The sequence below is a fragment of the Stenotrophomonas sp. NY11291 genome (genome assembly GCF_023277365.1).
Lineage (GTDB): Bacteria > Pseudomonadota > Gammaproteobacteria > Xanthomonadales > Xanthomonadaceae > Stenotrophomonas > Stenotrophomonas geniculata.
In genome coordinates, this window is the sequence record NZ_CP096975.1 from 1,210,016 (window position 1) to 1,224,766 (window position 14,751).

Genomic DNA, 14,751 nt, shown 5'->3' on the forward strand with positions numbered 1-14,751 from the left:
GGCAGGCGCGCTACCGCGTGACGCCATGAATACGTATGCAGCTGGACGCAGCCGACAGCCCCGCGTCTACCATGGGGCCAAGGCACCTTGAGGGAGGGGCCGTGCCCGCCCGCCGGCAACGACGGTGCGGACCTACAACGCGTGCAGAGAGGGAGGGAGGCCGACGGGCGCAAGCCGGTCCGCCGCTTCGATGCTGAAGATCATTTGCCTGACCGCTGCCCTCGGGGCAGCGCTGGGATCGACCGCGCAGGCGGCCGACCTGCAATTCGACGGCCGCCAAGCGCGCGCCGAAGCCGCTGCCAACGGCAGCTTCGTGCTGCATGCGCCGAAAGGTGAGGTGCGTATCGCGCCCATGCCGATGCGCAGCCAGACCGGTAGCATGATGTTCGACGCGTTGTTTGCGCTGGCCCAGCAGGAGATGGACCAGGACCGTGTGGACGCGATTCGCGACCCCGCGTTCGACGAGGGTCGGCCGGTGCCGTGCGAGTGCTTCCAGACCGGCGCGCGCTGGCCCTATGTGTGGACCCGCGATGTCAGCTTCGCCGCCGATCTGGCGCTGGCGCGGTTGGACCCGCAACGCACCCGGCAGTCGCTGCAGTTCAAGCTGTCGGCGGCCCGCGATGGTCACACGCCCGGCCTGTTCGTGGCGCAGGACACCGGTTCCGGTGGCAGCTGGCCGATCAGCAGCGATCGCGTGGTGTGGTTCCTGGCGGCACGTCATCTGCTGGAGGATCGCGCGTTTGCCGACCAGGTCTGGCAGGCGCTGCAGGGCACGCTGGCGCAGGACCGCGCGATGGTGTTCGACGCGCAGGTGGGCCTGTACCGTGGCGAGACTTCGTTCCTGGACTGGCGCGAGCAGACCTATCCGGACTGGACCCGTGAGGACGTGCGCTTCATCGGTGATTCCTACGCACTGTCCACCAACGTGCTGCACTACCAGGCACTGCGCCTGGCCGAACGTCTGGCCGGCCAGCGCGGCGATGCCCGCGCGGACCGGTACAAGGCGTGGGCCGATGCGTTGGCGCAGCAGGTCGATGCACGCTTCTGGCGCGAAGACATCGGCCAGTACATGAGTTACATCGGTGAAGCCGCGCACCCGGTGCCGTACGCCAAGGTCGATCTGCTCGGGCTGTCGCTGGGCATTCTGGCCGAAGTGCTGCCCCCGGAGCGTGCACGTCGTGCGCTGGCCGCTTACCCGATGGGGCCGGCTGGCAGTCCAGTGGTCTGGCCGCAGGAGTCGCAGCAGCCGATCTACCACAACCGCGCGATCTGGCCGTTTGTCAGCGCCTACTCGCTGCGTGCGGCGCGGCAGCTGGACGATGCACCGCGCATCGCCGCCGAGATCCGCTCGTTGATGCAGGGCGCTGCGCTGGCCGGTTCCAACATGGAGAACTACGAGCTGGTCAGCCAGGCCGTGCATGTCGAGGAAGGCGCACTGAGCGGCCCGGTGGTCAATTCCGAACGCCAGCTGTGGTCGGTGGCCGGTTATCTGTCGATGGTGGTCGAAGGCGTGTTCGGCGTGCAGGACGATGGCCGCGTGCAGCCCAAGCTGCCGGTTGTGCTGGTGCCAGAACTGTTCGGCACGCATCCCCGTATCACGTTGGAAGCCAACGGCAAGCGCTATGTGCTGGAGCGCCCGCAGAACGTGGGCGATGGCCTGCTGGTGGCCGGCAGAACCACCACGCGTGGCAGCACCACGACAGTGCAGCTGGTCGCCGCCCCGGCAGCAACCGGTTTCGCTGCCACGGCTGCGGATGCCAACGTGCGTGCGCCGGCCACGCCGGTTGCGCCGCAGGCCCCGCGCAAGGGCACGGGCTGGAACGTTCCGGTGGCAGCCGATCAGGTGCTGTGGAAGGACGGCAAGGCGGTCACCGCCAGCAACGGCGTGGCGCGCATCAACGACGATGGCCTGCAGCATTGCCTCAGCCTGACCCGGCGCGAAGGCACGTTGGAATCGCTGCACAGCCCGATGCTCTGCGTCGGTCCGCAGCAGGTGCTGAAGGGCGAGGAACGCTGGCAGTTCACCTCGGCCAAGGCCGGGCAGGTGCGCCTGCGCCTGCAGTACCGCAACCCGAGCGGGCCGATCAACACCGGCGTCACGGCTGCAGTCAAGCAGCTGGTGCTGCAGTGCCCGGGCCAGCCTTTGCAGCGGCATACGGTTGCGATGCCGCACAGCGTGGCCGTGCAGGACTCGACCTCGGCAACGTTCGCCGTGCACAAGGGGCCGTGCACGGTCGCGCTTGAAGAAGGCTTCAACATGAGCGCGCTGCAGCATTTCGCGCACTACACCGGCGGAAAGGGCGGGCGCGACGGCGTGCTCAACCAGGCGCAGGTGCAGGCGTTGAAGGTGACGCAGGTGGCGGCGGAAGAGGACGCACGATGAATCGTCCCGCCAAGCCACAACTGTCGTTCTGGCAGATCTGGAACATGTGTTTCGGCTTCCTCGGCATCCAGTTCGGATTCGCCCTGCAGAACGCCAACGCCAGCCGCATCTTCGAGACGCTGGGCGCGGACATCGACGCGGTACCTGGATTGTGGATCGCCGCGCCGCTGACCGGCCTGCTGGTGCAGCCGGTGATCGGTTACCTGTCCGACCGCACCTGGACCCGCTGGGGGCGCCGTCGTCCATACTTCATGATCGGTGCGGTGCTGACCACGCTGGCCCTGCTGGTGATGCCGAATTCGCCGACGCTGTGGATCGCCGCCGGTACGCTGTGGGTGCTGGATGCCTCGATCAACGTATCGATGGAGCCGTTCCGCGCCTTCGTCGGCGACCAGCTGGCGCCACGCCAGCGCCCCACCGGCTATGCCATGCAGAGCTTCTTCATCGGCGTGGGCGCCATCGTCGCCAGCTTCCTGCCGTTCATCCTGGCCCACTTCGGCGTCGCCAATACGGCCGCCGCAGGTGAAGTGCCGGACACCGTGCGCTATGCGTTCTACTTCGGCGCGGTGGTGCTGCTGGCGGCGATCACCTGGACGGTGGTCAGCACCCGCGAATATTCACCGGCGGAGCTGGCCGGGTTCGATGATGCCGAGCCGCCGGCACATCACGCAGCGGCGACGATCAGCGGTCCGGCGCCCTGGGCGCAGGTGGCCGTATGGCTGGGGCTGGGCGTGCTGCTGGCGCTGCTGATCGCGTGGCGGCAGGGCGACCGGATGCTTTACGTGCTGGCCGGCCTGTGTGCCGGCTACGGCCTGCTGCTGGCCGTGGCCCGCGCGCTGCCTGGCACGCATATGCTGGCCGCCATCGTGGGCGACCTGCGGGCGATGCCGGTCACGATGCGGCGGCTGGCCTGGGTGCAGTTCTTCTCGTGGTTCGCGCTGTTCGCCATGTGGATCTACACCACTGCCGCAGTGGCCGGTGTCCACTTCGGTTCGGACGACCCGAAGACGGCGGCCTACAACGAGGGCGCCAACTGGGTGGGCGTACTGTTCGGCGCCTACAACGGCTTCGCTGCGTTGGCGGCGGTGCTGATTCCACTCATGGTGCGTGCGATCGGCCTGCGCTGGAGCCACCTGCTCAACCTGTGGCTGGGCGGTGCCGGGCTGGTCTCGCTGATGTTCATCCGCGACCCGCACTGGCTGCTGCTGTCGATGGTCGGCGTTGGCTTCGCCTGGGCGTCGATCCTCTCACTGCCCTACGCACTGCTGTCCGACAGCGTGCCGGCGTCGAAGATGGGTGTGTACATGGGCATCTTCAATTTCTTCATCGTGATCCCGCAGCTGGTCGCGGCCAGCGCGCTCGGTTTTGCCCTGCGCGCCTGGCTGGGTGGTCAACCGATGCATGTGCTGGTGCTGGGCGGCTGCAGCCTGTTCGTCGCCGGCCTGTGCGTGCTGCGGGTTCCGTCCCGTCCGGAGGTGGTGTGATGCGTGGTGTGCTGTCTGTTGCTGTTTCCCTGGTGCTGGCTGGTCAGGCGGTGGCCGCGCCGCGTCCGGACTACGTCGGTACCACCGAACCGTTCGCCAGTGATGCGGTGTATTTCGTGGTCACCGACCGCTTCGTCAACGGCGATCCGTCCAACGATCACCGCGACCAGGGCGGCAAGCACCGCACCTTCGATATCCCGGTGCCGTGCCCGGACAAGGTGGACGGCAACATCGGTTACCTCGGTGGTGATTTCCGCGGCGTGCTCGACAATGCGCAGTACATCCGCAATCTGGGGTTCGGCGCGGTGTGGATCACGCCGATCGTGGACAACCCGGACGAAGCCTTTACCGGCAGCAAGCCGATCAGCTGCACCAGCACGCTGACCGACCGTGGCAAGACCGGCTACCACGGCTACTGGGGCATCAATTTCTACAAACTCGATGAACACCTGCCCAGCAAGGACCTGGACTTTGCCGGATTGACCAAGGGCCTGCACGGTGCTGGCTTGAAGGTGGTGCTGGATATCGTGGGCAACCACGGTTCGCCGGCCTGGACCATGCCGACGCGGCAGCCACAGTTCGGCCAGATCTTCGACAGGGATGGAAAACTGATTGCCGACCACCAGAACCTGCCCCCGCAGAAACTGGATCCGAAGCACAACCCGCTGCACGCGTTCTACAACAACGTTGGTCCGGTCGACAGCAAGGATGGCTCGATCTTCGATGGCAACCTGGCCGAGCTGTCCGACTTCAACCAGGACAATCCGGCGGTGATAGAGTACCTGGTCGGCGCCTACCTGCAGTGGACCGCGCAGGGCGTGGACGCGTTGCGCATCGACACCATCGGCTGGCTGCCGCACCCGTGGTGGCATGAATTCGTCAAGCGCATCCGCGCCGAGCATCCGGGCATGTTCATGTTTGGCGAAGCCTTCGACTACAACGCGGCGACCATTGCCGAGCACACCTGGCCGGCCAACGCCAATGTCAGCGTGCTCGACTTCCCGCTGCGCGGTGCACTGGAGCAGACCTTCGGCACCGCCGGCAAGGGCTTTGAAACGCTGGCCGAGCCGCTGCACCTGAGCGGGGGGCCGTACGCCAACCCGTACGAGCTGATGAGCTTCTACGACAACCACGACATGCCGCGCCTGCAGGCCAGCGACAGCGGTTTCATCGATGCGCACAACTGGCTGTTCACCGCGCGCGGCATTCCGGTGGTCTATTACGGCTCGGAGACCGGTTTCATGCGTGGCCGCGCCGAGCACGCCGGCAACCGCGCCTACTTCGGCCAGCCGCGTGTGGATGCGGCGCCGAAGAGCCCCATCTTCGCGCCGCTGCAGCGTATCGCGCGACTGCGTGAAGCCACCCCGGCGCTGCAGCGCGGCCTGCAGGTGAACGAGCGCCTGCAGGGTGATGAGGCGGTGTTCTTCCGTGTGCTGCAGCAGGGCGAGGTGGCGCAGACCGCGCTGGTGCTGCTGAACAAGGGCGACCAGGCCAGGAGCTTCACCGTGGCGCGTTACGTCCAGGCTGGCCGCTGGCGTGATGCGCTGGACGGCGGTTCGTTGCAGGTGGATGCCTCCCTGAAGGCCGAAGTGCCCGCGCATGGCGTGAAGGTGTACGTGCTGGATGCCGCCGTGCAGCAGCCAGCGCTGCAGGCCGAGCTGGACAAGGCGATGACCGACCAGAAGGCTCGGGACCAGCGTCTGGGACGGTGAGGGCGCCGCCGGGCATGGCCCGGCGCTACCGCTCTGGTGGGTGCCAACCTCGGTTGGCACGCTCTTCGAGCAGTCGAGCAGGCTCGACCCTACAATAGGCCCCCCTCACGCCCTGCCGTACCGCCATGACCGACCTCGCCCCGCAGACCCCGATCGAAACCCTGCTGAAGGCGGCGATGGACGGGGCAGTGCCGATCCGCGCCTTCATGGAGGCCTTCGTCGCTTCCGAGGTAGTGCTGCTGACCGGCAGCCTGGTCACGCCCGACGGCAGCGGCTTCGACCCGCTGCTGTTCGACAAGCAGGGCATCCTGCACGTGGCCGTGTTCACCGATCCATCGCGGGTGGGCATCTACAGCCAGCAGGCCCAACACCAGATCCGCTGGTTGATGCTGGACGTTCTGCGCCGCGTGCCGGGGGGCTACGGCGTGGTGATCAACCCAGGCACTCCGCTGGGCTTCGAGATCTCGCCCAGCGGCGTCGGCGAGATCCTGAAGGACTTCGCCCAAGGCTGATTGTCCTGTAGAGCCGAGCCCATGCTCGGCTGCCGTTCGCGCAATGCCGGATCAGTCGAGCACGGCCCGACCCTACAGAACGCTTCCCTTCGGGTGCCGTACGTGATCCCCTTTGGTTGACACCAGGATCGAGGCTCTGCCATGGAATTGAGGGAACTACCTGCCGGCTCACCAGCACGATCACGCCATTCCCGCTCCGCACTGATCTTCCTGATCTCAGCGATCGCTGCCGCGCTGGTGTCCATGCCCCTGCTGCGCGCGGTGGGCATGGTGCTGTGGCCGGTGTTCGTCATTGCCTGGCTGATCAACCTGGGCGCGGCCTGGCATCTGGCCCAGTGGGCACGCCAGCAGGGCCGTTCGGCGTGGGCGTTCGGGTTGCCGGCAGCGTTCGGCACCGTCGCCTCGATCGTGGTCTATGTGCTGCTGGCATTGCTGGGGCCGAAGGCCGCGGTGCACTGAATTTTCGCGGCTGCCGTAGACAATGTGCCGAGCATGGCTCGGCACTACAGGAGGGCCAAGCCAAACATCAAGGCCGAGCCAAGCCCGCACGTGTTGCGTGGAACGCCGGCGCACAGGCCGGCGCCCCGTTGCCTCACATCGTCACCTTGCGCCGGTTGTCGTCGCTCACCCGGTCGATCAGCTTGTTATACGGATCGAAGCCCGCTTCATCCGGCTTTTCATCCACGGTCACCGTGATCTTCGGATCGGCGCTGGTGATGTGATGACGCTGCAGGTACAGCACTCTCTGGTCGCGTTCCTTGCCTGAAGGCCCGTTGGCGAACACGCCGATCTCGATCCAGTCATCCATCTTCCCGTCGCTTTCCTGGCCCTTGCCGTCGGCATATTGCTTGGCAGCATGCAGGTCCAGGGTCACGTCGTAGCGGCCGTCATCGCGCTTGCGGGCGCTGGCGGCCATCACCCGGTTGTCGTAGAAACTGATCTTCTCGAACAGGTCGGTAACCAGCGGCTGGCGGTCGGCCGGGGTCTCGGCGCGGATGTAGGCCAGCAATTCGCGCGAGGTGGTGTAGGGCGGTTGCTGGTAACCCTTGTCCTGCAGGAAACGCTTCAATGCCCGGTTAAGCGCCTGCTCGCCGATCTCCTCGCGCAGCCGGTAGAACACCAGCGAACCCTTCTGGTAGTGGATGTACTGCTGGTTCTCCACACGTTCCAGCGGCTGTTCCTCGATGGCCTCGCCACCACGCCCGGACAGGTAGCCGTCCAGTTCGCGCTTGAGGAACTGGCGCATGTGCTGGCGGCCGTACTCCTGCTCCATCACCATCAGTGCCGAATACTGCGACAGCGATTCGGACAGCACCGTCGCGCCCTGTACGTTGGCGCCGATCACCTGGTGCGCCCACCACTGGTGCGCGATCTCGTGTGCGGTCACATAGAACACGTAGTCCACCTTGTCCGGATCACGCAGGTCGGCGATGAAGCCGATCGCTTCGGAATACGGAATGGTGTTGGCGAACGACTGCGCGAAGCGGGCATAGCCCGGGAATTCGATGATGCGCACCTGGCGGTGCTGGTACGGGGTGAAGTTCGCTTCGTAGTAGGCCAGCGACTTCTGCACCGCTTCGATCATACGGTCCACGTTGTAGCCGTGCGCCGGGTCGAAGTAGACCTCCACCGGGATGTTCTTGTACTTCGCCTTGCGCACCTCCCAGCGTGCCGACAGATAGGCGTAGAAGTTCAGCATCGGCCGGTCCATGGCATAGCTGAAGCAGCGCCGGCCATTGACCGTGCTCTCATGCTGCAGATAGCCCGGGGCCAGCGCCACCTGGTCCGGTGCCGTGCAGACCGTGGTGCGGAAGTCGAGCCAGTCGGCATCGTTGGAGATGTAGGTGTTGGCGCGTGCGGCTTCGTCTTCCAGCTTGGGCATGCGCCGCGGCTCGCCCAGGTCGCGCTTGCGGCGTTCGTTGCGGTCGCTGATCTCGGCGCCTTCGTTGTAGCCGAAGGAAGGCAGCACGCGGCTGTTGAAGAAGGTGCCGTTGTCGACGATGTTGCTTGGTGCCTGGCCGGCGGTGATGCCGTTGGGCTTCTGCACCACCCGGAAATGCACGCTGCGGGTTTCACCCGGTTGCAGCGGTTTCTGCAGGCGGTAGATGCGGTAGCCGAGATCGGCGTCATGCATCGCAAGTGTCTGCCCACCCAGGTCGACCGCGATCAGCTGCTTGTCATCGCCCATCGAGACGTGCACGTCCTGGATCGGCGTGGCGTGGGTGTTGCGTACCGTCCAGTTCGCATCGATCACCATCGACTGCGATTCCGGGAACAGGTCCACGCGGTTGTCCACGGCGACAATGCGTGGTTGCTGCAGGTTGCGGTATTTCGACAGCTCGCGCTCGTAGCGGGCCTGCAGATCCAGCTGCTGGTCCGGAGAAAGGAACTCGTTGCGGATGTTGGTGCTCCAGTACAGCCAGCTCCCCACGCCGACGAACGCCAGCGCGGCCACCGCGGCGAAGGCGCCGGTCGGACCACGCAGGCGGCGGCCGGCCAGGGCCAGGCGCTGGCGCAGGCCCTGGCTGACACCCCGTACCCAGAAGGCCGACGCCAGGCACATCAAAGTCAGCAGGAACAGCGCCCAGTAGCCCTGGAACGCCAGCTGCCCGGTGAGGAAGTGGCCGTAGCCGTTCATGTCCGAATAGGGCGCGTTGGGCCAGCTGCCGAAGTTGTACAGGTTCTGCGTGTAGTCGAGCAGGCCGAGCACGCCCTGGCCGATCATCACCACGATCAGCAGCGCATAACCGACGAACTTGTTGTTGGTGAGCACCTGCAGCACCAGCGCCAGGCCGCCCATCAGGATGTAGACCACCGAATCCAGCGCCAGGCTGCGCAGGTACAGCAGCGGCTCCAGATGCGTGTAGCCCTTGGCCAGCTGCACGCCCATCGCCGCCAGCGCGCCGGCGGCCTGGAAACAGACGATCACGGCCAGCAGTGCGGTGAACTTGGCCAGCAGCGGCACCCAGTTCGGCACCGGCATGGCATCGGTCACTTCGTTGATGCGCGCACTGCGTTCCTTCCAGACCAGCTCACCGGCGAAGAACAGCACAATGATCACCAGCAGCCAGCTGAAGGCCCCCTGCAGGCCCATGATCATCTGCGAGGTGACCGGCCAGATCGAGGTGCCGTACAGGGTCTGCCGGAACAGCGCGCTGGGCAGGAAGTTGGCCAGGCCCAGTACCAGCAGCACGATGAACGGCACGCTGCGCAGGACGCCGCGTGTATCGAAGCGGACCTGGCGCAGGAACTGCTGCCACGCGGTGGTGGCGGTGAACGCCGGTACCACGCGCGGCAGTGTCGCGCGGGTGGGGCGGGCGCCGGCGGCATCGGCAACCGGTTGCGCTTGCCTGCGGCCCCAGCGACGGCGGCCGCTACCGCTGCGCTCGGTACGGAACAGCGCGAAGGTAGCGGCGAACAGCGCCGCCGCCACAGCCAGCCACAGGACACGGTTGGCCAGCAGATAACCGGTCAGCTCGGGAATCCCGTTGTTGCGCTCGGCGGTGGACCAGTAGCGGATCGTGCGGCCGAGTGCGCGCATGCCCAGCGGTTCGCTCAGCACCGCGATCCACGTATTGTCGATGTCGCGCAGCAGGGCCGCGCTGGCGCCGTACAGCACCAGGTAGGCCACCAGGCCGATGTAGACCCACAGGATCGAGCGGGTCAGCGCCGCCAGCAGCGACAGCAGCGCGGTGGTGAACAACAGGTTCGGGATGACGATGACCGCGAACGTCCACGCATAGCCCTGCCAGCTGATCGGGCCCATGCGCTCGGGATCGACCCATGGCATGAACGGCGCCAGCCACAGTCCGAACGCGATCAGGACGTAGACCAGCAGTCCGGCCGCCAGTGCCGCGGCGATGCGCCCGGCCAGGTAGTCGCGCCGCTTTACCGGGCTGGCGAAGATCAGCTCGGCGGTGCCCAGTTCGAAGTCACGCAGGAGCGCGTTGCTGACGAACAGGGCAGTGATCAGCATGCCGAGCAGGGTGAAGATGCCCAGCATCTGCGCGATCACGGTGGGCGCGTTGCTGTGCACGTTGCCGGCGCCACCGCCGATCTGCACCGCGTCGCTGGACGCTGCGGCGAAGGCAAGCAGGGCGAACAGCCCGGCCAGGAGCCACAGCAGCGGGGAACGCAGCTGCTCGCGCAGCTCGAAGCGGAAGAAGTTGAAGATCATGGCGTGCTCCGCTCAGGCTGCCGCGCGGGCACGGGCCTGCAGGCGCAGGCGCTGGAAGTACACGTCCTCGAGGTCGGGAGCCACGGCCGCGAAGCCGTCGCCGGGGTCGTTGGCGCTGTGCACGTGGATCACCGGGCGGCCACCGACCAGGCGGGTGGACAGCACCACGTAGCGTGCTTCATGGTCGGCCAGTTCCGACGGATCGACCTGCTTGCGCCAGACCTGGTGCTGCAACGCGTCGATGGCCTCGGTAGGCCGGCCGGTCAGCAGCACCTGGCCCTTGTTCATGATCGCCATCGTCGGGCACAGATCGGTCACGTCCTCGACGATATGGGTGGACAGGATGACTGCCACGTTCTCGCCGATGGCCGCCAGCAGGTTGAGGAAGCGGTTGCGTTCCTCCGGATCGAGGCCGGCAGTGGGCTCGTCGACGATCACCAGCCGCGGGTCACCCAGCAGCGCCTGGGCGATACCGAAGCGCTGGCGCATGCCGCCGGAGTAGGTGCCGAGCTTGCGCTTGCGCGCGTCCCACAGGTTCACCTGCTGCAGCAGTCCATCGACCACCTCGCGGCGCTGCGCGCGTTGGGTCAGGCCCTTGAGCACCGCGAAATGTTCCAGCAGGTCCAGCGCGCTGACTTTCGGGTACACGCCGAAATCCTGCGGCAGGTAGCCCAGCCGGCGGCGCACCGCGTCCTTGTCGCGCAGTACGTCGATCGGCGCCTCGCCTGGAATGGTGAGGGTGGCCGTGCCGCTGTCGGCTTCCTGCAGGGTGGACAGCGTGCGCATCAGCGACGACTTGCCGGCGCCGTTCGGACCGAGCAGGCCGAACATGCCGCGCGGGATGTCCAGGGTGACGTTGTTGAGGGCATGCACGCCGTTGGCGTAAGTCTTGGACAGCGAATCGATCTTCAGCATGCGACGTACACCTTTCCATGGGCGATGTCTGCGCGTTATCCGCGCATCGGCTTCCGTGCGCATCCGCCGTTGGTCATGGGGGGAGAATTCCGCCGTCGCACGTTGGGGCGTGGCGGGAGGTCTGGTGGCGCTTACCGGCGCAGCGACGATTCCCGCACCACCAGCTTCACCGGGATGCTCTGGCTCTCCACCGGTTGCCGGCCGATCAGCGCCAGCAGGCGCTCCACCAGCAGCTGGCCGGCCTGCTTGGTGTCCTGCTGCACCGTGGTCAGCGCCGGGGATACCGAGGCCGCCAGCGGAATGTCGTCGAAGCCGGTCACCGCCACGTCCTGTGGCACCCGCAGGCCAGCCTCGCGCAGGGTGCGCATCGCACCAATGGCGATCAGGTCGCTGGCGGCGCAGATCGCATCGATCGGTTCGCCGCGCGCCAGCAGCGCTTGGCAGGCCTCCTGGCCGGAAGCCTCGGTGGTGATCGCATCGTGCTGCAGCGCCGGTTCGGCGGCCAGGCCGTGGTCCTGCAGGGCCGCGACATGGCCGCGGTAGCGCTCCTGGAATTCGGGGTAATGGCTGGAGGCATGGCCGAGGAAGGCAATGCGGCGGCAGCCCTGCTGCAGGAGGTGGGTGGTGATGTCATGCCCGCCCTGGAAGTTGTCGCTGCCGATTGAGACACCGGGCTGGCCGGGCAGGGCGGCGCCCCAGCGCACGAAGTGCGTACCCTGTTCGACCAGCCGCTGCAGGCGGTCGCGCGATTCGTGGTAGTCGCCGTAGCCGAGCAGGATGATGCCGTCGGCCTTGTTGCTGTCCTCGTAATCGGCCTGCCAGTCGGTGGACAGCTGCTGGAACGAGACCAGCAGGTCCTGCCCGTGCAGCGCGCAGGCGCGGGTGATCGAGCCCAGCATCGAATGGAAGAACGGGTTGATCAGCGAATCGTCGTTGGTCGGGTCCTCGAAGAACAGCAGGGCCAGCGTGCCGGCGTTGCGCAGGCGCAGGCTGGAGGCGTTCTTGTCGACCTTGTAATTCAGCTCGCGGGCGATGCGCAGGATGCGCTCGCGGGTTTCGGCGTTGACCATCGGGCTGCCACGCAGGGCCCGCGACACGGTGGGCTGGGAGACCCCGGCCAGGTGGGCGATGTCCAGGGAGGTGGCTTTGCCTTTGATCGTCATGGGAACGGATAGGGAACGTGCAGCGATCATGATGCCATGAGGCTGGCCCTCCGCTTGCAGGTGCGCTCCTGTCTGAATGAACGGGGTTGATGTTAAAAAATGTGACCAATTTGTCATTTTGACTTGATTTGCACAAAAGCGCATTCAGCAGATGGACAGCTGCCATGGCATGGCCCTAGAGTCCGCGCACCAAGGGGCAACAAGGCAGTTGACGTGGGCAGTAACGGATCAGGGATCGATCTGCAGGAGTCGCTGTGCGTGGACGATGGGGGCGCGCTGGCGTGCTTCGTCGCCCTGTTGGGGTTTCTGGATCGGCCTGCCGACCCCGAGCAACTCCGGCACCAGCTGGGCCACCCCGAGGGCCGTATCGATACACAGGATCTGTTGCGCCTGGCCAAGCGGATGGACGTCAAAGCACGCGTGGTACAGGCGCGGGTAACCGCGCTGCGCGACCATCCGCTGCCCGCCATCGCCTGCCTGGCCGATGGGCGCTATACGCTCGTGCTCAAGGCTGACGCCGAGAACGTGTTGTGTTTCGACGCGGCGGCCGACGGACGCCCGGTCACGCTGTCCCTTGGCGAGTTCTCGCAGGAGTTCGATGGCCGCCTGTTGCTGATGACCACGCGTGAAAGCGTGGCCGGCGCCGCGAGGCGCTTCGATGTCGGTTGGTTCATTCCTGCCTTGGTGAAGTATCGCCGCCTGCTGCGTGACGTGCTGGTAGCCTCGTTCTTCCTGCAGTTGATGGCACTCATCACGCCGCTGTTCTTCCAGGTGGTGATCGACAAGGTACTGGTGCACAAAGGCATCACCACGCTGGAAGTGCTTGCCCTCGGCCTGCTGGTGGTTTCGGTGTTCGAAGTGGTGATGGGCGGGCTGCGTACCTACCTGTTCTCGCACACCACCAGCCGCGTTGATGCCGAACTTGGCTCGAAGCTCTTCTCCCACCTCACGCATCTGCCATTGGCCTATTTCCAGGCGCGCCGGGTGGGTGATTCGGTGGCGCGCGTACGCGAACTGGAGACCATCCGCGAGTTCCTCACCTCCTCAGCGCAGACGGTGGTGCTGGATCTGTTCTTTGCCATCGTGTTCCTGGCCGTGATGTGGCTGTACAGCCCTGCATTGCTGCTGATCGTGCTGATCACGCTGCCGCTGTACGCGGTGGTGGTCATGGTGGTCGGGCCGATGCTGCGGCGTCGGCTGGATGAGAAGTTCGTGCGCGGCGCCGAAAACCAGTCGTTCCTGGTCGAAGCAGTGACCGGTGTGGAGACCATCAAGGCGCTGGCGGTCGAGCCGCAGGCGCAGAACCGCTGGGACAAGCAGCTGGCGGGCTACATCCAGGCCAGCTTCCGCGCCAGCATGCTGGCCAACTGGGGCTCGCAGGCGGTACAGCTGATCCACAAGCTGGCCACGGTGGCGCTGCTGTTCTTCGGCGCGCGGCTGGTGATCGACGGCAAGCTGACCGTGGGCGAACTGGTGGCGTTCAACATGCTTGCCGGGCAGGTTGCCGGCCCGGTGCTGCGCCTGGCGCAGCTGGCCCAGGACTTCCAGCAGGCGCGCATCGCCGTGGAGCGGCTGGGCGACATCCTCAACTCGCCTACCGAACCGGCCAGCTCACCCTCGCGTGCCAGCCTGCCGGCAGTGGATGGCCGCATCGCGCTGGAGCATGTGTCGTTCCGCTATCGCCCCGAAGGCCAGGAAGTGTTGTCGTCAGTCAGTCTGGAGATTGCTCCGGGTGAGATCCTCGGCGTGGTCGGTCCCTCGGGGTCTGGCAAGTCGACCCTGACCAAGCTGATCCAGCGCCTGCACACCCCGGAGCGTGGCCGTGTGCTGGTGGATGGTGTCGATCTGTCCATGGTGGACCCGGCGTGGCTGCGGCGGCAGGTGGGTGTGGTACTGCAGGAAAACCTGCTGTTCAACCGCAGCGTGCGCGAGAACATCGCCATGGCAGACCCGGCGATGCCGATGAGCCGAGTGGTGGAAGTGGCCAAGCTGGCCGGCGCACACGATTTCATCCTGGAGCTGCCCGAGGCCTACGACACACGCATCGACGAGCGTGGTGGCAATCTCTCCGGCGGCCAACGGCAGCGCCTGGCGATCGCGCGTGCATTGGCGATCGATCCGAAGATCCTGATCTTCGACGAGGCGACCTCGGCGCTGGATGCGGAGAGCGAGGAAGTCATCCAGGACAACCTCAAGCGGATGTCCGCCGGCCGCACCGTGATCATCATCGCGCATCGTCTGTCGGCGGTACGCCAGGCCAACCGCATCGTGACCCTCGAACGTGGCCGCATCACCGAGACCGGCACGCACGAGGATCTGCTGCGCGCGGGAGGCCGTTACTCACTGCTCTACACCAAACAGATGGGCCTGCCCGCCGTGGCCGCCCCGTTGAACTGACCACCGCG

General features: G+C 66.2%; 9 protein-coding genes. 6 read left to right on the forward strand and 3 right to left on the reverse strand.

The features are described from left to right. The first annotated feature begins 190 nt into the window (after nt 1-190). From M1L61_RS05695 to M1L61_RS05715, 5 genes are all read left to right on the forward strand, one after another. On the forward strand, nt 191-2,383 hold the full coding sequence (locus tag M1L61_RS05695) for a Six-hairpin glycosidase-like protein (RefSeq protein WP_248854429.1): 2,193 nt from the start codon (nt 191-193) through the stop codon (nt 2,381-2,383). Beyond that, nucleotides 2,380-3,867: an MFS transporter gene (locus M1L61_RS05700; RefSeq protein WP_197576714.1), complete on the forward strand. Its 1,488-nt coding sequence runs from the start codon at nt 2,380-2,382 to the stop codon at nt 3,865-3,867. The genes M1L61_RS05695 and M1L61_RS05700 overlap by 4 nt, the downstream gene beginning before the upstream one ends. Then, a complete protein-coding gene (locus M1L61_RS05705) occupies nt 3,867-5,579 on the forward strand; it encodes an alpha-amylase family glycosyl hydrolase (RefSeq protein WP_248854430.1) in 1,713 nt (570 codons plus the stop codon). The genes M1L61_RS05700 and M1L61_RS05705 overlap by 1 nt, the downstream gene beginning before the upstream one ends. Before the next feature lie 125 nt (nt 5,580-5,704). Further along, a complete protein-coding gene (locus tag M1L61_RS05710; RefSeq protein WP_010483507.1) occupies nt 5,705-6,091 on the forward strand; it encodes an SseB family protein in 387 nt (128 codons plus the stop codon). Nucleotides 6,092-6,232: 141 nt separating this feature from the next. After that, on the forward strand, nt 6,233-6,550 hold the full coding sequence (locus M1L61_RS05715; RefSeq protein ID WP_019337081.1) for a hypothetical protein: 318 nt from the start codon (nt 6,233-6,235) through the stop codon (nt 6,548-6,550). Nucleotides 6,551-6,683: 133 nt separating this feature from the next. On the opposite strand, the gene M1L61_RS05720 is transcribed toward M1L61_RS05715, so the two are convergent. From M1L61_RS05720 to M1L61_RS05730, 3 genes are all read right to left on the reverse strand, one after another. Beyond that, nucleotides 6,684-10,268, reverse strand: a complete 3,585-nt coding sequence (locus M1L61_RS05720) for an ABC transporter permease subunit (protein WP_248854431.1) — start codon at nt 10,266-10,268, stop codon at nt 6,684-6,686. A gap of 12 nt (nt 10,269-10,280) precedes the next feature. Beyond that, a complete protein-coding gene (locus M1L61_RS05725) occupies nt 10,281-11,183 on the reverse strand; it encodes an ABC transporter ATP-binding protein (protein WP_010483501.1) in 903 nt (300 codons plus the stop codon). Between the two features lie 131 nt (nt 11,184-11,314). Beyond that, complete coding sequence (locus M1L61_RS05730; RefSeq protein ID WP_049455574.1) at nt 11,315-12,346, reverse strand: LacI family DNA-binding transcriptional regulator; 1,032 nt, start codon at nt 12,344-12,346, stop codon at nt 11,315-11,317. Between the two features lie 213 nt (nt 12,347-12,559). Here M1L61_RS05730 and M1L61_RS05735 point away from each other — a divergent pair, with 213 nt between their 5' ends. Further along, a complete protein-coding gene (locus M1L61_RS05735; RefSeq protein ID WP_283102629.1) occupies nt 12,560-14,743 on the forward strand; it encodes a type I secretion system permease/ATPase in 2,184 nt (727 codons plus the stop codon). Nucleotides 14,744-14,751: the final 8 nt, after the last annotated feature.

Excerpts from the sequence above, each read along its gene's own strand:
- M1L61_RS05720 (WP_248854431.1), bottom strand. The coding sequence starts at position 10,268 with ATGATCTTCAACTTCTTCCGCTTCGAGCTGCGCGAGCAGCTGCGTTCC.
- M1L61_RS05715 (WP_019337081.1), top strand. The coding sequence starts at position 6,233 with ATGGAATTGAGGGAACTACCTGCCGGCTCACCAGCACGATCACGCCAT.
- M1L61_RS05730 (WP_049455574.1), bottom strand. The coding sequence starts at position 12,346 with ATGACGATCAAAGGCAAAGCCACCTCCCTGGACATCGCCCACCTGGCC.
- M1L61_RS05725 (WP_010483501.1), bottom strand. The coding sequence starts at position 11,183 with ATGCTGAAGATCGATTCGCTGTCCAAGACTTACGCCAACGGCGTGCAT.
- M1L61_RS05710 (WP_010483507.1), top strand. The coding sequence starts at position 5,705 with ATGACCGACCTCGCCCCGCAGACCCCGATCGAAACCCTGCTGAAGGCG.
- M1L61_RS05705 (WP_248854430.1), top strand. The coding sequence starts at position 3,867 with ATGCGTGGTGTGCTGTCTGTTGCTGTTTCCCTGGTGCTGGCTGGTCAG.
- M1L61_RS05700 (WP_197576714.1), top strand. The coding sequence starts at position 2,380 with ATGAATCGTCCCGCCAAGCCACAACTGTCGTTCTGGCAGATCTGGAAC.
- M1L61_RS05695 (WP_248854429.1), top strand. The coding sequence starts at position 191 with ATGCTGAAGATCATTTGCCTGACCGCTGCCCTCGGGGCAGCGCTGGGA.